Origin of the sequence: Desulfomarina profundi (assembly GCF_019703855.1) — a bacterium.
GTDB classification, from domain to species: Bacteria; Desulfobacterota; Desulfobulbia; order Desulfobulbales; family Desulfocapsaceae; genus Desulfomarina; species Desulfomarina profundi.
In genome coordinates, this window is the sequence record NZ_AP024086.1 from 880,041 (window position 1) to 901,326 (window position 21,286).

21 protein-coding genes are annotated in these 21,286 nt (G+C 44.6%); 9 read left to right on the top strand and 12 right to left on the bottom strand.

Translation table 11 applies throughout. From position 1 onward, the window contains the following. Positions 1–121: 121 nt before the first annotated feature. From LO777_RS04110 to LO777_RS04130, 5 genes are all read left to right on the top strand, one after another. The gene (locus LO777_RS04110; protein WP_228856294.1) at positions 122–1,507 is read left to right on the top strand and encodes an outer membrane beta-barrel protein; all 1,386 of its coding nucleotides are present in this window, start codon (positions 122–124) and stop codon (positions 1,505–1,507) included. 238 nt (positions 1,508–1,745) lie between these two features. Then, positions 1,746–2,537, top strand: a complete 792-nt coding sequence (locus LO777_RS04115; RefSeq protein ID WP_228856295.1) for a polysaccharide biosynthesis/export family protein — start codon at positions 1,746–1,748, stop codon at positions 2,535–2,537. A gap of 53 nt (positions 2,538–2,590) precedes the next feature. After that, positions 2,591–3,550 carry a GumC family protein gene (locus LO777_RS04120; protein WP_228856296.1) on the top strand — a complete coding sequence of 320 codons (960 nt, stop codon included), beginning with the start codon at positions 2,591–2,593 and terminating at the stop codon, positions 3,548–3,550. 80 nt (positions 3,551–3,630) lie between these two features. Beyond that, the gene (locus tag LO777_RS04125; RefSeq protein WP_228856297.1) at positions 3,631–4,815 is read left to right on the top strand and encodes a tyrosine-protein kinase domain-containing protein; all 1,185 of its coding nucleotides are present in this window, start codon (positions 3,631–3,633) and stop codon (positions 4,813–4,815) included. A gap of 196 nt (positions 4,816–5,011) precedes the next feature. Beyond that, the gene (locus tag LO777_RS04130; protein WP_228856298.1) at positions 5,012–7,354 is read left to right on the top strand and encodes an O-antigen ligase family protein; all 2,343 of its coding nucleotides are present in this window, start codon (positions 5,012–5,014) and stop codon (positions 7,352–7,354) included. Between the two features lie 31 nt (positions 7,355–7,385). Here the strand turns inward: LO777_RS04130 and LO777_RS04135 are convergent, their stop codons facing one another. From LO777_RS04135 to LO777_RS04155, 5 genes are all read right to left on the bottom strand, one after another. After that, entirely contained in the window at positions 7,386–7,922 is a 537-nt protein-coding gene (locus LO777_RS04135; RefSeq protein WP_228856299.1) for a hypothetical protein, read from the bottom strand. Further along, positions 7,915–8,523 carry a methyl-accepting chemotaxis protein gene (locus LO777_RS04140; RefSeq protein WP_228856300.1) on the bottom strand — a complete coding sequence of 203 codons (609 nt, stop codon included), beginning with the start codon at positions 8,521–8,523 and terminating at the stop codon, positions 7,915–7,917. Before LO777_RS04140 ends, LO777_RS04135 begins: the two co-directional genes overlap by 8 nt. Before the next feature lie 2 nt (positions 8,524–8,525). Continuing rightward, complete coding sequence (locus tag LO777_RS04145) at positions 8,526–9,272, bottom strand: hypothetical protein (RefSeq protein WP_228856301.1); 747 nt, start codon at positions 9,270–9,272, stop codon at positions 8,526–8,528. Between the two features lie 144 nt (positions 9,273–9,416). After that, entirely contained in the window at positions 9,417–10,256 is an 840-nt protein-coding gene (locus tag LO777_RS04150) for a sodium:proton exchanger (RefSeq protein WP_228856302.1), read from the bottom strand. Further along, complete coding sequence (locus tag LO777_RS04155) at positions 10,253–10,528, bottom strand: thioredoxin domain-containing protein (RefSeq protein ID WP_228856303.1); 276 nt, start codon at positions 10,526–10,528, stop codon at positions 10,253–10,255. Before LO777_RS04155 ends, LO777_RS04150 begins: the two co-directional genes overlap by 4 nt. Positions 10,529–10,772: 244 nt before the next feature. Between LO777_RS04155 and LO777_RS04160 the strand changes: the two genes are divergently transcribed. Further along, positions 10,773–11,414, top strand: a complete 642-nt coding sequence (locus LO777_RS04160) for a CBS domain-containing protein (RefSeq protein ID WP_228856304.1) — start codon at positions 10,773–10,775, stop codon at positions 11,412–11,414. Between the two features lie 74 nt (positions 11,415–11,488). Continuing rightward, on the top strand, positions 11,489–12,142 hold the full coding sequence (locus LO777_RS04165) for a YkgJ family cysteine cluster protein (protein ID WP_228856305.1): 654 nt from the start codon (positions 11,489–11,491) through the stop codon (positions 12,140–12,142). Positions 12,143–12,198: 56 nt separating this feature from the next. Here the strand turns inward: LO777_RS04165 and LO777_RS04170 are convergent, their stop codons facing one another. The 3 genes from LO777_RS04170 to LO777_RS04180 form a co-directional block, all read right to left on the bottom strand. Then, positions 12,199–12,960 carry an ATP-binding protein gene (locus tag LO777_RS04170; RefSeq protein WP_228856306.1) on the bottom strand — a complete coding sequence of 254 codons (762 nt, stop codon included), beginning with the start codon at positions 12,958–12,960 and terminating at the stop codon, positions 12,199–12,201. Between the two features lie 278 nt (positions 12,961–13,238). Continuing rightward, positions 13,239–14,873, bottom strand: a complete 1,635-nt coding sequence (gene hcp / locus LO777_RS04175; RefSeq protein ID WP_228856307.1) for a hydroxylamine reductase — start codon at positions 14,871–14,873, stop codon at positions 13,239–13,241. A 314-nt stretch (positions 14,874–15,187) separates the two neighbouring features. After that, on the bottom strand, positions 15,188–15,982 hold the full coding sequence (locus LO777_RS04180; protein WP_228856308.1) for a class I SAM-dependent methyltransferase: 795 nt from the start codon (positions 15,980–15,982) through the stop codon (positions 15,188–15,190). A 179-nt stretch (positions 15,983–16,161) separates the two neighbouring features. Here LO777_RS04180 and LO777_RS04185 point away from each other — a divergent pair, with 179 nt between their 5' ends. After that, positions 16,162–16,710, top strand: a complete 549-nt coding sequence (locus LO777_RS04185) for an NADH peroxidase (protein ID WP_228856309.1) — start codon at positions 16,162–16,164, stop codon at positions 16,708–16,710. 111 nt (positions 16,711–16,821) lie between these two features. Here LO777_RS04185 and LO777_RS04190 read toward each other — a convergent pair whose 3' ends face one another. The 4 genes from LO777_RS04190 to LO777_RS04205 form a co-directional block, all read right to left on the bottom strand. Next, entirely contained in the window at positions 16,822–17,988 is a 1,167-nt protein-coding gene (locus LO777_RS04190) for an MBL fold metallo-hydrolase (RefSeq protein ID WP_228856310.1), read from the bottom strand. Positions 17,989–18,263: 275 nt separating this feature from the next. Beyond that, positions 18,264–18,929 (bottom strand): rhodanese-like domain-containing protein, encoded by a 666-nt coding sequence (locus tag LO777_RS04195; RefSeq protein ID WP_228856311.1) that lies wholly within the window; start codon positions 18,927–18,929, stop codon positions 18,264–18,266. 82 nt (positions 18,930–19,011) lie between these two features. Beyond that, the gene (locus LO777_RS04200; protein WP_228856312.1) at positions 19,012–19,500 is read right to left on the bottom strand and encodes a hypothetical protein; all 489 of its coding nucleotides are present in this window, start codon (positions 19,498–19,500) and stop codon (positions 19,012–19,014) included. Positions 19,501–19,513: 13 nt separating this feature from the next. After that, on the bottom strand, positions 19,514–20,716 hold the full coding sequence (locus LO777_RS04205; RefSeq protein WP_228856313.1) for an FprA family A-type flavoprotein: 1,203 nt from the start codon (positions 20,714–20,716) through the stop codon (positions 19,514–19,516). Between the two features lie 372 nt (positions 20,717–21,088). Here LO777_RS04205 and LO777_RS04210 point away from each other — a divergent pair, with 372 nt between their 5' ends. Next, on the top strand, positions 21,089–21,283 hold the full coding sequence (locus LO777_RS04210; RefSeq protein WP_228856314.1) for a ferredoxin: 195 nt from the start codon (positions 21,089–21,091) through the stop codon (positions 21,281–21,283). The last annotated feature ends 3 nt before the right edge of the window (positions 21,284–21,286 follow it).

Below are 21,286 nucleotides of genomic sequence, written 5' to 3' on the forward strand. Positions count from 1 at the left end.
CGGAAAAAAGTTAATAGATTGATCAGCCTTGCGCCGGTCAATCTATTTGTGTATATAACTATAAGAAGTTATTGATTTTTAGGAATAGTATCTCTTATCAAGTTATATTCTGGAGGGCAGGATGAATATCAGAATGAAAGTGTTGGCCCTCGCGATTGTCTTTGCTATCAATTTATGCTGGCAGAATGGCTTCGCAGCAGGTGAAGTTGTTGTATCCCCCATGAATGTATCTGATGTGCCCATGGGGCAGAGCAAAACAGGGGAAGTCAGTCTTCTTCCTGAAGATGTGGGAGACGTAAGTGATGAAGATCTTTTCGGTATGGAAGGAGGTTATTTTCATCCTTATGTCTCAATTTCTTTTGATTATACAGACAATCTGTATAATCTCGATGACAGTTTTGAAGATGGTGGTGTTGAAAATCTGTTAACCACCGTATCACCCGGGATATGGTTTGCTCTTCCCCGGAAAAAAATAATTCCTGTCACCATTAATCCCAATAACAGTTCTCCCGGTGGTCTACAGTTGCAGTTTAAGGATTACGAGGGGACTGACCGTTTCCAGGCATATGCCCTGGGAGGATTTGATTTCAAGTATTACACGGAAGATTCCGACCTGAATAAAACTGATGGTTTGCTGGAGGGTATGGGGCGGTATAATATGCGGGGTGGCCTGTCGTTGCAGCTCGTGGATCGTTATACACATGGCGAGGACAGACTGGAGGCGGGGTCGTCAACCCGGAACCAGGTTCGTCAGTTTGATTCAAATTTTCTGATGGCTACCGCGGACTGGGATATCACTGAAAAATTAAGGGTAAAGGCGGATTACCTTAATTTTGCGCTCTGGTATGATGATGAGATTAATCAGTTTCTTGATAGAGTTGATAACGGTTTTGATCTCTATGGCTATTTTAACTACAGTCTTCTGACATCTTTCTTTCTTGAGTATAAGTTTATTGATGTGGCTTATGATCAATCCACTCAGATAGATAACAATTCACATTTTATCTATGGTGGTATCAAATGGGACACGACGGAAAAAGTGGCCATGCTTTTCAAAGTCGGGTATCAGAATAAGAAATTTGATGACGATTCAATTGGTCAGGAAGATTTTGATGGTATTGCCTTTGATCTTCAGTTCACTTATCGTTATTCTGAAAAGACAACCATGTCTCTTGATATGTACAGAACAAATGAGGAGACAGATAACTTTCAGGCCAGTGATAAAACCGTTATCGGTTCGGTTTTCGGATATAAGCAGAAATTTACAGACCGTTTAAGCGGCAGTTTTGATTTTACATATGAAGATTCCGATTATTCAAACCTGCACACCGTTACGGCTGAAGACCGCGATGACTGGACCATAGATCTGCGACCGGCTGGTCAGTATCTTTTCCGGGACTGGTTGATGTTTGAGCTGGCTTACCAGTATGAACGTAGAGAATCGACTGATGATTTTTTTGACTATGATTCCAATTCGGTTATTTTTACGATTAATCTGGCATTATAAGACGTTATTTTTGTTTTAAATAAGTAAAAGTTGCCCCGTACCGTCGGTATATTATATACTCACTGTACGGGGTTTTTTATTTATCACCTGAATCCTGCAATTGGCAAGTTCAGAGTATGCCCGCTTTTCTCATCAGTTCAGGTGGCGTCAGCTTCAAACTGTTGATAACAAAGTAGATTGGGTAGATTTGTTGAATTACAGGGTTCAGCCGAAAGGTTTGGGGAAAGGAAGGATAATTATGAAACGAGCGATTACTTTAATGATTCTGGTTTTCATCTTCTCTTCAGGAATCGCCGGATCAGTTCTGGCTGATGATTATCGTACCGGGCCCGGTGATGTCCTCAAAATCATAGTATATGACAATGATGATCTGACGGCGAAAGTCCGTATCTCTGATGCGGGAACAATAGTCATGCCCCTTCTTGGCCGGATCGATATCAATAAGTTGACAATTGATCAGATTACGGAAAAAATCACCCGTCTTCTTGCCGATGGATATCTTGTCAATCCACAGGTGAATGTCTTTGTAGAGGAATACAGATCCAAAAAAGTTGTAGTTCTGGGAAATGTAAGGAGGCCCGGGATAACGGAATTGACGGGACCGATTACTTTTCTGGAATTGATTTCCCGTTCGGGCGGCCTTGAAAAGGATGCCGGGGATACTGCAACCATCCAGCGAAAAGAGGATGGCGGGGAGAAGGTCATTGTCATTGATTTGAGGGCTCTTATAGAAAGGGGAGATCTTTCTCAGAATATAGTGATACAGGATGGAGATACGGTTTTTGTTTCAAAGGCCGGTATGTGTTTTATTACCGGTGAAGTCAATTCTCCCGGAACCTATCCATGCGGGGATAAGGGTACTGTGCTGAAACTGGTTGCCCTGTCAGGAGGTTTTACCGGTAAGGCTTCAAAATCAGGTATAAATATTGTCCGAATAATAAACAATAAAAAAACAGTCATTGAGGATGTGGACTTGAGTACACCTCTTGTGGACAACGACGTGGTTGTTGTTCCGGAAAGCTTTTTTTGATTTATGCTCCTTAAATTCAAGGTTCATCTCAATGCAGCAGGAAAGAAGATTATATGGAGAACTCGCCATACTGGGAAATGATAGACGATGGAGATGATGGGGGAATTGATTTCAAGACATATATCGGCATCATCAGGAAGAGGTGGGGTCTTATTCTTTCCGTGGTGTGTTTTGTCCTGCTTGTAACAATAGTGGTTACATACACGACTACTCCCATATATACATCTTCATCGCAGGTTTTGATTGAGAGAAATTATGGGAAATCGGCACTTGAATCAAATTATTATCGATACGAACCTGATTTTCTTGATACTCAGTCGGAGATTATAAAAAGTGAAAATGTTGCGCTGAAGGTGGTCAGGCATCTTCAGCTTGCAACAAAATATCAGCACTATTTTTTCAATCAGTCCACTGACGAACAATCTTTCATCGGCATTGTAAAAAAGAAAATTACCGATCTTGTACAAATGGGTATCTCCCTTGTTTCCGGAAACGGCAGGGAGCAGAATAAGGGAGACCGTTCCGGTGGAATCATTCCTGTTGAGCCGAAAAGTGATGAGGAAATCATAGCTTCAATTATCAGGTCCGGGCTCAGTGTTACTCCTTTAAAAAATACAAAAATTGTGACCATCTCCTTTCGTTCGAGGAATCCTGCCATCGCGAAGATCGTGGTCGATGCGGTGGTGAAAGCGTATATGGATGAGATGCTTGATATTAAATTGAGCACCAGCAGTTATTCACTGAAATGGATGACTGAGAAGGCGGCGGAAGAGCGGGACAAACTGGAACGGTCTGAACGGCAGCTCCAGAAATTCATGCGGGAGAATGATCTTGTTACCGTTGAGAACCGGTTGACCATCCTCCCCAGAAACTTTCTGAATTCGGCAGCCAGCTTTCGAAAGCGGAGACGGAAAAAAATGAACTGCAGGATCTTCTCGAGCAGATTGGATCCGCCGGCAATGACATTGAACAGCTGGAAAAGATTCCCCAGTTTGCCCAGGATACTGTTCTGAAAAATATTCGTGAGCGAATCTACAAGGCCAATCAGAATATCCAGGAGCTTTCAAAAAAATATGGCAGAAAGCATCCGGTAATGATACGGGCTCGGGATGAATTGAGGATTCTGAAGCAGGAAAAACGATTTGAAATTGACCGTGTGGTCTCAACGATAAAAAATTCCTATGAACTTGCAGTGTCCAAGGAGAAAAGTTTAAAGAAGCTCCTGGAAACGACCAAACGTGAAATGTTGAATCTGAATGAGAAATTCATGCAGTATTCCATCATGAAACGTGATGTGGACAGCAATCGTGTTCTCTATGATACTCTGCAGACAAGTATAAAGAAACAGGGAGTAACGGAACAGTCCCAGAGTGTAAATATCTGGGTTATAAAAAAAGCAGCTCTTCCGGTGGTTCCGTCTAAACCGAATAAGAAATATAATTTAATTGTCGGTCTTATAATTGGAATCTGTGGAGGACTCTGTCTGGCCTTTTTTGTGGATTATCTGGACAATACTATCAACAGTGTCAGGCAGATTGAAGATAAGTTCGGTCTGACGGTCCTGGGTTCTATTGAAGAGTTGAAAGGCAAAGATAAAAACATAGACACGTATATTCTCTACAATCCCCTTTCTCCCATTGCGGAAAGCTATCGTCTGATACGTTCCGCCCTGCTTCTGTCAAAGGCGGATCATCCACCGAGGGTGGTATTGATAACCAGTATGAATAAATCCGAGGGAAAAACCGCCACTGTAACTAACCTTGCAAGAATGCTCGCAAAAGATAAGAAAAATGTGCTGGTCATTGACTGTGATCTCAGGCGGCCGAGAATGCATTCTCTTCTCGGAATGCCCAATGACCTTGGGTTGAGTTCATATCTTACTGGAAATACGGATGAATGTCCCCTTCTGCAGATCAAGGATGAGGGGTATTGCCTGATTCCTGCAGGGCCCGTTCCCCCTGACCCTTCTGAATTGCTTGGTTCACGGAAAATGAAGAAACTCCTTGAGATGATGGCTGAAAAATATGATTTTCTGCTCCTTGATTCTCCTCCAGTTGGTGCAGTAACCGACAGCCTTACTCTCAGTCAGTATGTTGATGGCTCTATTCTGGTAGTCAAAGCGGGCAGTACAACTCTGGAAATGTTTGAGAGTGGCGTAAAGAAGATGCGTGATATCAATTCACACATTCTCGGAGTCGTGCTCAACGGGTTGAAAATGGAAGAGAAAGATTCGTATCAGTATGGTTATTCCAGCTACTATGCATCCGACGATGACTGATACGGGGTTGTCCTCCCCGAGGTTACAGGTATGAAACGTAACAGGTCACAGGGTACCGAATCTTTCCGCGATCAGCCCGGTTTACGTATGACCAATACGCTGCACCGGGCTACTTGCGAAAATCTCCGGCACCCTGTAACCTGTTACAAATACAATGATTAATACAACGAAGTTGCCTGCCCTGTGATCAGTTACTATGAAACGGATATCATCTGCACTCTTTCTCTTTTCACTTGTTTTTGCTCCGCTGGCTTTTGGAACCGTTGAAGCATGGTCTCTTTCAGTTGTTGAGATCACTACAGCCGCAGCATTTATTCTGTTTTATCTTTCCGCCTGGTTTCATAAAGATTCGACACTGAAAGTTCCAGGAACCCTGCCGCTTGTGCTGCTGCTGGGGGTTATCGGATTTCAGCTCCTGCCATTGCCGGTATCTGTTGTTCAAGTCCTTTCTCCGGAAACATATGCAGTGTATTCGCCTCTTTTCCAGATCGAGCATGGACGGAACTGGCTCCCTCTTTCCGTCAATCAGAGAGCTACTCTCCATGAATTGTTACGATTTGGATCGTACGGTCTGCTGTATGTCTTGACCGTTCAATTGCTCAGTGAGCCAGAACGTCTGCGAAAAACTGCGAGTGTAGTTGTTTTTCTCGGTTCGGCCATTGCCCTGCTGGCACTGATTCAGCATGTTGGTTCTCCGGACAGGATATACTGGTTGAGGAAGGTCCCGGACAATGCAAGTCCATTTGGCCCCTGGATAAACCCCAATCAGTTTGCCGGATACATGGAGCTTGTCAGTCCTCTGGCTTTTGGTCTTTTTCTCTTTTATCGACCAAGGGTCCGCGGCAGTGAATCTTTTCGTGAAAAATTTGTAACCTTTTTTACCATTCCTCGAATTCACTTGTACCTTTTCCTCTGGTTTGGTGCGGCCCTGATGGTTTTTTCTGTTTTCATCAGCCTGTGTCGGGGCGGTATTCTTTCCATAGTTGCGGGGGGAGTCGTTTTTTTCCTGCTGTACAGGAGAAAATTTCCAGGGCGGAGCAGTTATATTTTCCTGACGATGGTGGTGGCAGTTGTTCTGGCTATTACATGGTTTGGCTGGGATATTATTCTGTCCGAGTTTAACCAGAAATTTGACAGCTCGGGACATATACGTGAAGGGCGTCTTCTTCTCTGGAAGGATACGCTTGCTCTTATCAGAGATTTTCCGATCTTCGGGGCCGGGTTCGGTTCATTCATTCATATTTATCCACTGTATAAGACCTTTGTCGGTAACCTTATTTACGATCATGCCCATAATGATTATCTCGAACTGTTGACCGATGGAGGCATTGTCAGCCTGTTGCTGGCTGCCTGGTTTGTTGTCAGTATTCTTCTGCACGGTTGGAAAATGATCCGCAGAAGACGTGACAGATATGCAGTTTTCCTTGGAATTGGAGCGATCAGCGGAATACTTTCTCTTCTGGTGCACAGCGTGACCGATTTTAACCTGCATAACGGAGCCGTGGGGTACTATTTCTTTTTTCTTCTCGGTCTGCTTGTTGCGGCTGTCAATACCAGATTCAGTTATGGCAGTTCTGCCAGCCTTCTGAAAAAACAATCTCCGGGATTGACTGCACCGATTGTTGTTTTCGGTCTTGCCTGGTGTGTTGCTGTGGTCATTGTTCAGATTGGTTCCTATCGTGCGTGGTCCGGATATGAAAGTATAAAAAATATTTATGTCAATCCGCATCTTGGCAGGAAATTTCTCTGGAAGATTACGAAGACCATGGACAGAGCTGAACGGCAGGATCCTTTTCATGGATTGTATTCCTACAGGAATGGAACGGCGTTGTGGTACATGGGGGAGAAAAAAGCGGCACTTGAAAAGTATCTCCTGGCTTTTCGTAAAAATCCCCTTGAAGGGATATTTCTTCAACAACTTGGTCTGTTGCAAAATGATGAGAAGATAGCCGAAAAACTGCTTGAGGAGGGGTACAGGCGTACGCTGAATAAGGACATCCTGATTTCAAGTTATGTTGAGTGGCTACTGTGGCGGGGGCAGCGGCGCAGGGCGGTTGAAGTATTGTCCCGCAGCATGCATGACGCACCTGATCAGGCGGTAGCCTGGAGTGGTCTGCTGAGGGAATATTCCTTCACTCATGAGGAACTTGAAAAAATAATACCAGGGAATTCAAAAACCTGGGTGGATTTCGGCCGGCATTTATCAAGTATCGGGCTCGAAAAAGAATCCAATTATTTTTTTAACAGGGCTGAAAAACTGCTGATGGAAGAAGACAATCCTGCCATGGAAAGTTATCGCAACCTTATCCAGTTTTTTTATCGACAGGGTTTTGATGCGCGGGCACTCAGTGTTCTTCGCCGGGCTGTTGAAAAACTTCCCGATGAGCTTTATTTTCACCTTAAGCTCGGGGAGTATTATCAGAAAGAGAACATTGCCTATCGTGCAAAGGAAGAATTTGAGCGGGTTCTGTTTCTTGATCCGGGCAATAAAAAAGCTGTAAGGGCCCTGCGACGGCTCGGTTTTGCCGACAGTTACTGATCCAGGTAAATGGCTCTGCACTGTGAACTGGTTAGTCAGTGATATGTTTCTCGGTAAATTGGGCCATCAGTTCATGGATGTTGTATGGTGGACGGATTTTGAAATAGTGGTCAACAATGGCGTGACCTAACTCATGGGCAAGGACGCGTAGCCCTGCATCATCAACAGAGATATAAATGGTATCTTCCGAGAGAGAATAGTAGGCGATATGATTCACCTTTTTATGGTATTTTTGTTTGTAAACTGCCGAAACATCGTCTGAATCTTCGAGTAATACAACATGGATATGCATGTTGTTCGGAAACATGTCGAGAACAACTTCCGCTTTTTCGATCAGGGTATCAAGTTTGGCCAGAACCTCATCTTCCACGGTGACAATATTTTTTTTCCTGACAATGTAGTTGAGTTTTCTGGTCAGCCGGATCTGGTCATTGAAATCATTTAACAGTTGTCTGTTGGCGTAGTGAAGGGTCGTGTATCTGCTTTTTGCCTCTCTGGCCTCTCCCGGGGCAGGGAGGCAATGGAAGTAGAACAGGAAAAGTAATAACCACGCAGCAGTTTTATTCATCCCGCAGAGTATATGATGAGCAGATTGTCTGAATCTTTTTATTGTTTTCTTCAATATTCCACAGGATGGCTTTCATTTCTTTCTTATGGTCTTCCGGTAAGGTGGAAGATTCAGTGTCGGCCTGTTCAAGGAGAGTTTTTACGGCCTCTGTGTGAATAGTCAGCTTTTTGAATGTTTCCGACAGGTCCCTGTTAAAAGTGTTGATCTGTCTGGCCAGTTCCTTACCTTCATCCCTGTAGCGCAGATGAATAACATCGCTCAAATCTTTTTTGAGCATTTTTGTAAGGGTTTTTTCAAAGCGAAACAGGGGGCCGGCAATGCGGTGCGTGATCAGCATTGCGGCAATGGTAATAAATACTGCCCCCAATACGATAAAGATCCAGTGGGCTGTCAGAATACTTTTCAGCAGCATCAAAGGAGTTCGCCCCAGCTGGAGGTCACTGTTTGTATAGGAGATGGTTAAAGTATCCGCAGAGAAATAGCCGAGGAGTATGATGAAAAAGAGACATCCGCCGGTAACGAAAAGGAAATAACCGAAAATCAGTTTCCCCTGGAGCTCTTTTTTGATGAAGATGTTTCTTCTCTTATACTGTTTTGTCATGGTCATTTTTTTTCTGTTGGTTGATAAATGGTTATGGAGGCATTTTTCTTCAGACCTGCCAGCCATTTCTGCATCTGCCTTTCACGTTTGAACTGGATAAGAATATCACGGATTTTTTTCCGATCCTGATGGGAAACGGTGGTTGCCGGAGATGGTTCAATTGTATCAAGGCGTATAACAGTTTTATCACTGCCGGTATCTGAAGTAATTCTGAATTCACCCGGAGAAAGTGAGAAGAGCGTAAGCCTCAGTGGGAGTGCAAGGTCATCAAAAAGAACCGTATTGGTAATCCCCGGTGCTGTTGTAATTTGGTCGGAGGATTTGGGAACAGAGTCGAGTTGGGTGTAGGTTACCAGTTTTCCGGTAAAAGAGAGATACCGGTCTATTTCCCGGTCAGTTACTGAGACTTTGATTTTGCTGTTCTGCCGATCCAGAAGCACTTTAATTAGTGAATTTTCATAGTAATTCTGCAGTGCTTCCCTGAAAGAAGGTTCCCTGTCAATACCCTGGCGTTGAGCTTCCTGGAGAAGAATTTCACGGGTTATGGCTTCATCGACTATATCTGACAGGTCTTGAGAATGATAGCCGAACTTTCCGTACCGGGATTCGATTGTTTTTCTGGCAAGATCGTGGCCGTTAATTGTTACAGCTATATCTGTCTGCGGTTCAGGTTTAGTCGGCAGCAGGAAGTAAAATGAAAAGAGGGTTATTGCCAGGACGATGGCTATGATGAAATAGATATATTTCATGGTGTGTTGTTTGTACTGAAAAGAGGTTATTTTACAGTTGACGGCCCGCAGGATACCGAGTTTATGGGGAATTGGTTTATTTTATACCTAAATCCTGCAATTGGCAAGTTCGGAGTCTTCGCTACCTGTCGGAGTTGCTTAATCTTACGTCAGCAGATAGGCGGTGATACCAATGGCTGCAAGCCAGATATTTGTGATATTGGAAACAGTGATATTGAGAATTGCCCCAAGCCTGTTTCCTCTTCTCAGTAAAACAATACAGGATTTGAACTCGGGCCAGCTGGTCAGGCTGGCAAGAACGATAAAACCTATCACTCCTTTGGGTGCGTGGGAGTTTGCTGCCGCAAAAGAGACAACGGGATCAAGGAAATAGCCGGCAACGGTAAGAATCAGAATTGACGGGAAAAGCCAGAGAGATGGATTGAAAGAAAAATCTTCTTCCTCCTCCTTTCCAGGTTCCGTGGGGCGAATAAAGAAAAAGAGCAGGGAGAGGGGTATTACAATCACCAGCCACCAGACGTAATGAGATGGAGAGAGCAGGAAAAATCCGGCAGCAAGCAGGGCCGTGGTACAGAGTGTTACCACACTGTACACTCTGTGAACTGAAAAGGTTTTTATAAATTGATGGCAGAGCAGGGTAGCTGCAATCAGCAATATGGGATTCATAAAATTGGACCCCAGTGGTGTTGAAGCTGCAAAAACGATATCACCGGCAAAGAGACCTGCCAGAAGGCAGATGGCTTCAGGGCCATTCGTTATAAATCCAGTCAGTGTACCTATTCCTTTTTTCTTTTTCAGGCATTCAATAATGATTTCCACGGCCAGGGAAATAAGAAGCATTTCCACGATTACGCCACTGGCCCCGATAAAAGTAAGATTCAGGTCGCCACCGAAAAGCAGGGCAGAGCCGAAGAAGAATGCCAATACCAGGACCCAGATGATAAGATCCAGTTTACCGATAGAACTGACAAGGAATGTTTTCAAGGTTTTCTGTTGTTTTGCTTATGGCGGGAGATGAAATCCTCAATCGATTTTCTGTTGAGATAGATGGAGCTGAGGGTTTCTTTTCCTATTACAAGTGCAGGTATCATTCGGATGCCGGTTTCCATGAACCTGAGAGGTGAACTCAGGATATCAACTTCTTCCACATCGATAGTGCTGTCTTCTTTGATGGCAGCCCTGAGATATTTTCCGGCCAGAAAACATCTGGGACAGAGTTTTGAGCGATAAAAGGTTATTTTTATTTTTTCTTCCATGATCACTTACAAATAATTAAAGTTATAAAAACAGGCAGTAACACCTCGTGATCAGTTGCGATTGCAGTCGTGAAGAGTCGTGGACCCGGATTTGAATGTTGCCCGGCAGGATACATGAAGTTTACTATTTTCTCAACAGGTGAGTGAGAATGGCGATTTTATAACGGCGATTTCTTCGGTGACGTATGGTATAATGAATACAGGAGATTCGGCTCCTAACCAGATTCGAGGAAAAGGAGGCAAAATGTATATTCTGGAGCACATGACTCCCGACCCGATTACAGTTTCTTCAGAGATATTACTTCCTGAGGCCCGTTTAATCCTGAATCAGAATGATTTCAGGCATCTTCCGGTTGTTGACAGAGACAGAAAACTGATTGGAATTATTACGGACCGGGATCTGAGATCGGCGTACCCTTCGTCAGTTACCTCAAAAAGTGAGCGTATGCTGATCTATGCGCGGGTTGAAAAGACCAGGGTAGCCGAAATTATGACCACTTCCTGTTCGACCCTGGGGCCTGCTGCCACCATTGATGATGCCTTGCTGATTTTTGACCGGGATAAGGTGGGTGGCATTCCGGTAGTTAGCGAGGAAGGTGTGGTTATCGGTATTTTTTCCATGCGTGATCTTACTGCGGCCTATAGAAAATTGTTTGGAGTCGAGGAAAAAGGGTCCATGCTGATCACGGTTGAGGACGACGGCAGAGAGACTTTAATGAGCGAACTGGTTTTACTGCTGGAAAAGAATTCTATTCCTCTTACCCGACTGATACGACTCCGTCATTGGCAGGAAGGTGCCAGAATCTATATGAGAGTAAATACGCTGAAGCCGGGGATGGTCAACAAGTTACTGATCCGAAATGGCTATATTCCCCTTGCACCGTAACCTGGACAGCTTCAGTATCGTATCTGTCCGTAATATGCACTTGGAACATCCCAGGGAAAGAACAGGAAAAATCAGTGGAGAGTGAACAGAACCATTGCAGGAGATGTGGCAATTGCTGCAGACAGGGAGGGCCGGCGCTTCATACACAGGATCTGGAGTTGATCCGGTCCGGACGGCTTCCCGTGAGAAGTCTCATTACTGTTCGGAAGGGAGAACTTGCATATAATCCCATAAAAAAGAAAATCTGTCCTGCCGGAGTAGAACTGGTTAAAATAAGGGGTACCGGGAGGCAGTGGGACTGTTGTTTCCATGATGAGGAAAAAGGCTGCACCATTTATGAAGACAGGCCCAGGGCCTGTCGGGTTCTTAAGTGCTGGGATACGGAAGAAATCCTTGCTCTCGTGGAAAAAGAGACATTGACCCGCATTGATATTCTCCTGGAAGATGATCCTCTGGTCGAAGTAATCAGGGAACACGAACGGATATGTCCCTGTCCGGATTTTGAGTATCTTCGTCGGAGTATTGAAAATTTGTCAGACCGGGAAAAAAGGGAACTGGAAAAATGTGTAAGGAATGATCTACGTTTCCGGGCCAGGATTATAGAAGATTTTGATCTGGATCTGAACCGGGAGCTTTTTTATTTTGGCAGGCCCCTTTTCCACCTGCTCCAACCCCTGGGAGTTGGATTCAGTGAATCCGGCGGAGAGGTAAATCTCAGGTGGAAATAAAAAGCCTGAGCCCCGGGTGGCCGGGATCAGGCTTTTGTGATAAGACGGATCGTTTGCTACCAGGTTTTTCGGGCCAGTTCCTCTCCCTGGGTGGAGATTGTAACCTGTTCGACAGGAACGCTCTTGCCAGCTCTTTCAATAGCCTTTTTGATGATGATATTCATTGCGGAACAGCAGGGGACCTCCATGATGAGGATCGTCAGGCTTTTCAGTTCGCATGTCTTTATTATTTCTGCGAAACGGTCCACGTAACTTTCGGCATCGTCGAACTTGGGACATCCCATCATGACAGTTTTTCCCTGGAGATATTTTTCCTGGAAATTTCTTGCTGCCACCGCGCAGCAGTCAGCTGCCACAAGGAGATCACTGTTTTTAAGAAACGGTGCCTGGGGCGGCACGAGACGAATCTGAACCGGCCAATGGGACAGCAGGGAAGCGGTTTTACCGGATGCGGCTATTTCCACGGGGACATTTGCTGTCTGACATGAAGACTGCTGTTGTCCGGCAGAGGGAAAGGATTGAATATGAGTTGATGCACAACCGCAATCCATCGTTTCTGCCGCCTGTTCTTTTTCTTTGGCCAGATATTCCTCTACTGCTTCTTCGTCAAATTCATCCGCTTCTCTTTCAATTATTTTCAACGCTCCTGTCGGGCAGGAACCGAGGCAGGCACCAAGTCCGTCACACAGGTTTTCGGCAACCAGTTTGGCTTTGCCATCGACAATCTTCAGAGATCCTTCAGCGCAGTCAGGTACACACTGTCCACAACCGTCACACAGTTCTTCATCTATCTCAATTATTTTTCTCATTGCTTTCATGACCATCCTCCCGGCGGTTTTTCTTCTATCGATCATTTAATGGAGTTACTATTCATTGTCATATCTGAAAATCCCCAGATATGACTGCATAATAACATTGGAATGGGAAATATCCTTGATCTGGATCAAGTTCTGTTATTTTCTTCCACTGTGCAACAAAAAGGCGGGGTGCATCTGCAACCCGCCTTTTGTGCTGATAATTGCAGGATTTAGGTCAAACATAAATCCTGTACTTCAAGAATAAACATGGCTGAGCCATAAGGTTCAGCCATGCCGGTTTATCCAAGAATGGTCTTGAGATCTTCCGCCGGAGTTTCCGCAATCGGCTTACAGTCAAAATTCTCGACGAGGACGTCCAGAACATTAGGTGTAATAAAAGCCGGCAGGGAGGGTCCAAGACGGATATCCTTGATACCCAGGCTGAAGAGAGTGAGCAGGATAACAACCGCCTTCTGTTCATACCAGGAAAGAATCATTGAGAGCGGCAGGTCATTGACGCCACAGTCAAAGGCATTGGCGAGTGCTACTGCGATCTGAATGGCGGAATAGGCATCATTGCACTGTCCCACATCGAGAAGTCTCGGGATTCCCCCGATATCACCAAGTTTTTTGTCAAAGAAACGGAATTTTCCGCAGGCCAGGGTCAGAATCATACAGTCTTCTGGCACCTGCTCAACAAACTCCGTGTAGTAATTTCTTCCAGGTTTCGCCCCATCACAACCGCCCACGAGGAAGAAGTGGCGGATGGCCTTGCTTTTGACACCTTCAATAACCTTATCCGCCACACCGAGCACGGTGTTACGGGCAAAACCGGTGAGTACGCTGCCTTTATCGGTATCCTCGGGAAAACCCGGTAATGCCAGGGCACGTTCAATAACCGGCGTGAAATCCTTGTCCTCTCCAATGTGAGTGACATCAGGCCAGCCGACCAGTCCGGTGGTGAAAACATTGTCTTTGTAGGAGTCTTTCGGCTTCTGGATACAGTTGGTGGTGAAGAGAATTGCACCAGGGAATTCAGGAAATTCCTTGGCCTGGTTCTGCCAGGCAGTACCAAAATGTCCATAAAAATGGTCATATTTTTTCAGTTCCGGATAGGCATGGCAGGGCAGCATTTCACCATGGGTGTAAATGTTGATGCCTTTTCCTTCTGTCTGTTGCAGAAGGAGATCAAGGTCTTTCAGGTCATGACCGGTAACGACGATGGCTTTCCCGGCTTTGGCACCCAAGGGAACTTCAGTCGGAGTCGGATGACCGTAGGTCCCGGTGTTACCCGCATCAAGCAGTTCCATGGCCTTCAGATTCACTTCACCACATTTCAGTGTGATACCCACCAGCTGTTCAAGGGACTGTCCACCTTTGGTGAACTCTGCCAGGGTATCATGAATATATTCAAAGACAGAATCATCTTCCTGCCCGAGAATGGCCGCATGGTCAGCATAGGCGGCAAGACCGCGAATACCGTATACAGTTATCTGCTTCAGGGAGCGGAGATCTTCATTTTCGTCCAGGCTGTTCATGAAATCAAGTTCCATTCCCTGGGCAATCAGACCGTCAAGGGAGTCAGCCGGAGTAAAGTTTGCGGCGGCCGCATCAAAAGCAGTGCTTCCTCCGGCAGCTTTAACTTTTTCTTTCAAGGCTTCCCGTAATTCAACTGCCTTGTTGATTAAGGTTTCAAAACGTCTGGGGTCAAAGTCTACATTGGTCAGGCAGGAAAACACAGCTTCAGCCGTGAACCTGTTGATGTCGTTATCGACAATACCGTTTTTCCTCGCTTCTACCGCCACGACCGATAATCCCTGGACTGAGTAGGTCAGTAGATCCTGAAGTGCAGCTACGTCTTCTGTTTTTCCACAGACACCGATTTTTGTACAGGCCATACCTTTGGCAGTTTGTTCGCATTGATTGCAAAACATAATGTCCTCCTTAATAAGACAAATCCGGCTATCCTCTCTGGATAGTCCTCTTGTTTATCTGAAAATCCAGTCACAGAAGGTATTTCTGCCGCAGTCTGGATTTTCATTTGTTTTTGTACCTTCAGGGATCAAACACCCGAAAGGCAAAATGACTGAGCTGTATGATTCAGCCATCATGTATCGATTTGATGAAAACAGCCCGTTTCAGGCTTTGAGAGGGACTCTACACTAAGAGTGTCTCAATATCTTTGACTTACGTCAAGGTATAATTATTATTCCGCTTCAGTGAAATGGAGAATTCCATCTCAGGCAGGTTATTTTTTTTGAAACACAGCCATCAGGATAGAATTATTACAGGATTTGACCGGCTCCAGCTCATAATTACCATAACTCTTTTCAAGAATAAATCCAGCGTGCCAAAAGAGTTCAAGCCAGGTTTCAAATGAAAAAGCTGCAACAGTATAGAAATGATTATAGTCACCGTTAGCCTGTCCTGTTTTCATGGGTCTTATCCGAAATCTTTCCTCGATTTCAATGAGTCCTGAAGCTGAATTATATTTTTTCAGAACCTCTTTTATTACTTTTCCCCCGGTTGGTCTGTCAAACATCTGGAACTGGAAGGTTTTGCCCTTTTGTCTCAATGTATTCAAAGCAGGCAGGTAGAGCTGGAGGCAGAGCAGGCCCTGGTTTGCAAGAAAGGTTGTACATTGGTGAAGACAGGTGAGAATGTCATCCCTGTGTGGTAGCAGGTTCAGAGTATTGTAGGGTATGATGATGGAATTGAAATGACATGAAAATGCCATGTTGAGCATGTCCATACAGAGAAAATGGCAACTTCTTCCGACACTATTCCTGGCTTTCTTCAGCATGGGCAACGAGATGTCAATTGCGGTTATTTTTCTTTTGTGATCAGTAAGTTGCCTGCAGACCCTTCCGTTGCCGCAACCAATTTCAAGGATATTTCCACTTTCGGGCAGATGGCACTGGTAAAACGGGATATCCGCTGAGAAAGTATCCATTTCAAGGCTGTAGAGATCACTGTAGAGTTCTCTCGTGATGGGAAGAAAGATATCTTCAGGTTCTTCGTCATAATTTTTATATATTTTCATTGGAGTTTTCTGGTTATCTGATCCTGTCATCAGGAATACAGGAGTAGTCACGGATGTTAATACGAGCCGGAAAAATATGAAACACAATAGAATTATTGCTTGCAAAATTCCACAGCCGTGTGTATTATTGTTTCGGTTTTAACAATAATGGTTATCATTATCGAACAAAGGAGATAATAATGGAAAAATATGTATGCAGTGTATGTGGTTATGTTCATGAGGGAGAGTCGGCTCCTGATAAATGTCCCCAGTGTGGTGCAGTCGCAGAAAAATTTCGTGTACAGGGAGATGAGGCAACTTCATGGGCCGATGAGCATGTAATTGGTGTTGCTCAAGGTGTTGATGCGGAAATTATTGAAGGGCTGCAGGCCAACTTCACCGGTGAATGTACTGAGGTGGGAATGTATCTGGCCATGAGTCGTCAGGCTGATCGTGAAGGTTATCCTGAGGTTGCTGAGGCATATAAGCGCATCGCCTTTGAGGAGGCTGAGCATGCTGCCAAATTTGCCGAACTTCTCGGTGAGGTTGTTGTCGGGGACACCAAAGCCAATCTTGAGGCCAGGGTCGCGGCGGAACATGGTGCCTGTGCTGGTAAAAAGGAACTGGCTACCAGGGCCAAGCAGTTGAATCTTGATGCAATTCATGACACCGTTCATGAAATGTGCAAGGATGAAGCTCGTCATGGCCAGGCGTTTGCAGGTCTGTTGAAGAGATATTTTGCAGAGTAAGCAAGAGTTGCCCGTACAGGGCAAATTGTAAATAAAAAAGGTCGGATATCTTCATATCCGACCTTTTTTGTTTACTCGAATTTAAAAACAAGAGACTGTCTGTTCAGGTTATCAACTCTTGTTCTGATTTTTGTTCTGTGCTGCATAGGCTGTGGCAGCGCATTCGTTTTTCCCCAGGTCGAGTATTTCTGCCTCTTCATCATCAACCTGTTCCAGGTTTGCATTTATAAGCCGTATTTTTGCATATTCCGGTGGCTGTTCGCGCATATTGGACTGTATGAACGTTAGGAATTCTGCTTTGTTGTCGATGGCATAAATGTGTTTGTTAAAATCAATTACATTGCTGAGGGAATTGGCAAAACAGAGCCTGCTGTTTGCCTCTTCCCAGTTCATATAATGGCCGGGCAGAACAGTCAGTTTACCTGACAATTTTTTTACTCTCTGCAGGGTTTCAAAAAGTGTGTCAGACCAGGCTTCAACCTGGCCACCCAGATCGGGGCGCCCTACAGATTGAATAAAGATTATATCACCGGAAATAATAAATTTTTCATCAATGATGAATGAAGTGGAGCCGGGGGTATGGCCGGGGGAGGAAAACACTTTGACATTCGGTCCGCCATTTGAAAAAGAAATGATTTCACCATCCGACAGGGGAGTAAATGTAATTTTTGCGGAAGCGAAATCAGCAGAGTCAGCAAGAAATTCGGCCCCGCTTTTTTCCGAGAGCATCCTGCTGCCGGCTATATAATCCGCCTGCAGATGTGTTTCAAATGTTTTCACTAATCGGCTATTATTCTCTTCTGCAAAATCAAGGTAAAAATCAACATTTCTGGAAGGGTCGAACAGCATGAGTTCATCTTTGTACAGGAGCCCGTAACTGCAGGACGCCTTGCCTGGTCTGATGAATTGAAACAGCTGGTAGTCTCCCCCTTCATTCACCTGGACCGGAACCAGGAGATTTCCCCAGGATTTAATACCACCCTCCAGGTAACCTACGTCCTCAAAACCATGCTTTTCAAGGACTTCTGCCACAAATTGTGCAGATCCCTCCTTGGCGCAGACGATACGAATCGGTTTGTCCCGGGGGACCCTGGCCACACAGTCATCCTCAATCTCCATGAAATCAAAATAGGAAATATTGAGCATTTCAAAAGGATAGGGAGATTCCACATGGAAGCGTCCAAAATCTTTTTTATTTCTGACGTCGAGAAGGATAAAATCTGTTTTGGTTGTCAGCCAGCTATAGAGATCCCTGGCTGGGTATTTGAATATAGACATAATTGCTCCTTTTCTGAATCCGTCACTGCATTGTGTCTTTCTCTTCGTCGTTACTCGAGAAATCACAATCTCTTCAGCAGTCGGTTTCAAGGGTGATTATTGGGAGGAAAAACCTAGTTCTGTCAATAAATTATCTAATTCGAAAGAAAGCTTGTCAAGGTGTTTCTGTTCCTCTTTGGCCATTTGCAGGTAAAATGAGTGCAGGACGGGCTCAGATTCATGTCTCCGGGAGAGACGTAGATAGAGGTCAAGGGCCTGGGCTTCAAACTGCATGGCTAGCTGATAGATGGTTTCGGGGGAGTCCAGTTGATCTCCGAAAGCATCTGCGAGTGATGAAAGGGTGATCCCTCCTTCAGCCACCGGATCCCCTGTTTTGGTCTCTGTTGGGGTAATTGCTGATATTGAGCCAGGAGCTTTGCCATGTGGCCATCTTCAAACCTGGCTAGTTCATGCAGTATTTTTCTAAAATGGGAGTCCTCGGTTTCGTCTTTGAGAAGGAGATAAAATTCCTTCAGGCCGGCTTCCATCTGATAGGCCATTGCGAAAACGGAATCGAAATCTTTTTGGAGAAAAAATTCCAGACCCTGATTGGTGGAACCTTGTACCCTGTGACCCTGCCACTGCAATATACCACCGGACATGTTGAGTACCCTGGAAAAGGAGTGGCCACGCAGAATCTGACAGGCACCATTGCTGCGGGCACCAGATCTACAGTACACGATTGTTTCTCTGTTCCTGTCCAGCTCTTCAATACGGTCCGGGAGTTCTTTGAGGGGAATCAGCTGGGCTCCGGGGAGGTGAAATTCCTGATATTCTCCAGGTTGACGCACATCAAGGAGTGTGAATTCTCCAGGGAGGCGTGAAGCCAGAAGCTCTTTTGCCTGGTCGGCGGGAATTGATTCACTTTTATTAAACAATGTTTCCCAGTTCATGCTTTTCATGTTTTTCCAGCTGTTCTCAGTATCAGAAAGAAATTGAATTATCCATGACACTCAGGTACATCTTCCGTTAAAGCCATGGTGGTCATGCGGTTTTATGCAGAAGCCCGGCCTCTTCCGGAACAGTGGCAAAACAGTCAAGATGAAGAAGCCACAAATCTTTTTCTGAATCGGCGATGAATGTACTGCAATTTTCAGGAAGCCAGTGACTGTCATCAATCAGATTATAAAAAGAGGAATCAATTCCGATAAAACCATCTAAAAAGTGGCTGAGAATATGAAGCAGTTTGCTTTCATAACCCTGGTTGATTGATGCAAGGGAGTCAAGGGAGCTGAAACCAGTCTGTTTCAGCTCTTCCACCAGATCCAAGACCTGAACGCGATTCAGGTTTTCCGCGTCCTGGAGCTGCTGAAGAAAAACGGTGTCCCGGTTGTTGCAGGATTGTTCTCTGACAACCTGGATACGGTCATATTTCACCAGCATTGTTTTTCGGAAAAAACGTAATACTAGCTCCCTGCACGCGGCGAACGACTCTCCGGCCAGGAGAATTTTATGTTCAGATATCTTTTCCATCCGTCTTTTCCGGCTATTGTCCGGCAGTACTGTCCAGAACACGTTTACCTATTCTGCGACCCATTTCAACACATTCTGCAAGGCTGTCCTGATCCGGGACATATTTGAGACGCAATCCGTCTTCAATGACTTCAATCTTCATGTCTTCAAGAGCCTTGTTCATGAGATTGACAGCTTCTCCACTCCAACCGTAGGAACCAAAGGAAGCTCCGAATTTATTGGTCGGTTTCAGACCACGCATATACATGAGCAGGCCGGCCATGCGGGGCAGAAGACCATTGTTCAGGGTTGAACAGCCTAGAATAATAGTGTTTGCATTCAACACGGCAGTCATTATATCGCTGCGGTGATGTACCTTGAGATTGATAAGGTCCGTGCTGACACCTGTTTCTGTGATACCTTCTGCTATGGAGTGGGCCATTTTTTCAGTGGAATGCCACATGGAATCATAAATGATCAGTGCCTTCCGGTCAGCCTTGTTTTGTGACCAGTTATCATAGGCCTGTAAAATTTTATCAATATTGGAGCGCCAGACGACACCATGGTCCGGTGCTATCATTTTGATATCAAGATCCATCTCACTGACATTTTTGAGAAGCTTGCGGATAAGAGGTGAATAGAGATAGAGGATATTTGCATAGTATTTTGCACTCTCTTCCATCACCCGCCACAGGTCGACTTCATCGTCGAATCGTTCAGTGGTGGCAAGGTGTTGGCCGAAAGCGTCGCTGGAAAAAAGGATGCCGTCTTCCTTAATGTAGGAAAACATGGAATCGGGCCAGTGGAGCATACGGGTTTCTATAAAGCGAACGGTTCGTTTACCCAGATTGATTTCATCACCGGTTTTAACTACTTCGTAGGGCCAGTCTTCACGGTGAAAATGGTCAATGATGGCCTTTTTCCCCATAGGGGAACAGATAATTTTTTCAGGCTTGACCAGTTCAACCATGTCTGGCAGGCATCCCGAGTGGTCGGGTTCAACATGGTTGACAACAATATAGTCAATTTTTTCCGGATCAATGATGGCCTTGATATTATGGATCAGGGTATCCTTATGTGATTTTTTTACCGTATCAAAAAGAGTAATCTTTTCATCAATGATAAGAAAGGCATTGTAGGTTGTTCCTTTATAGGTTGAGTAGCCGTGGAAATCACGAACATCCCAGTCAACAGCTCCAACGCTGTAAATTCCTTTTGCGAGTTCAGTCTTTTTCATGTCAGCTCCTGTAATAATATTTGATATGTTGCAAAATATTCATTAATTTTAAAATGGAAAAACACAAATAAATGATAATTTTACAACTTCAGTTGATTTGTGCAATTTAATTATGTCTGTATCCTTTTTAATAATAATTATTATTAACTCTTTCAAGTTTATTTTTATAATGAGGTAAATTCAGGTGAATTCTTGGGATTGTTGAAGGTATGTTAAAGAGATTATCGTTTTCAGCTGATCTCCGCGTCACAGGAAAATGAAAACGGTAACATTTGTCTAATATGCTGTGCTTTTATTTTTCTGTACTCCTTGAACTCGAACGAAAACTTGAATTTTTCAAGGTATCCTTATGATGAAGAACGGCAGAATATAATGAGAATTCCTGTAATAGATCTGGGCCGTTGCAGTGAATGCATGGGCTGTGTTGAGATTGCGCCGCAGATTTTTCAATACAACGAATCTTTGGGGTATATGGAAGTTGTTGAAATGGATTATTACGATAAAAAAGATGTTGATGAGGCAATAAAAAACTGTCCGGAAGATTGTATTTCCTGGGAAAAGGTCTGACTG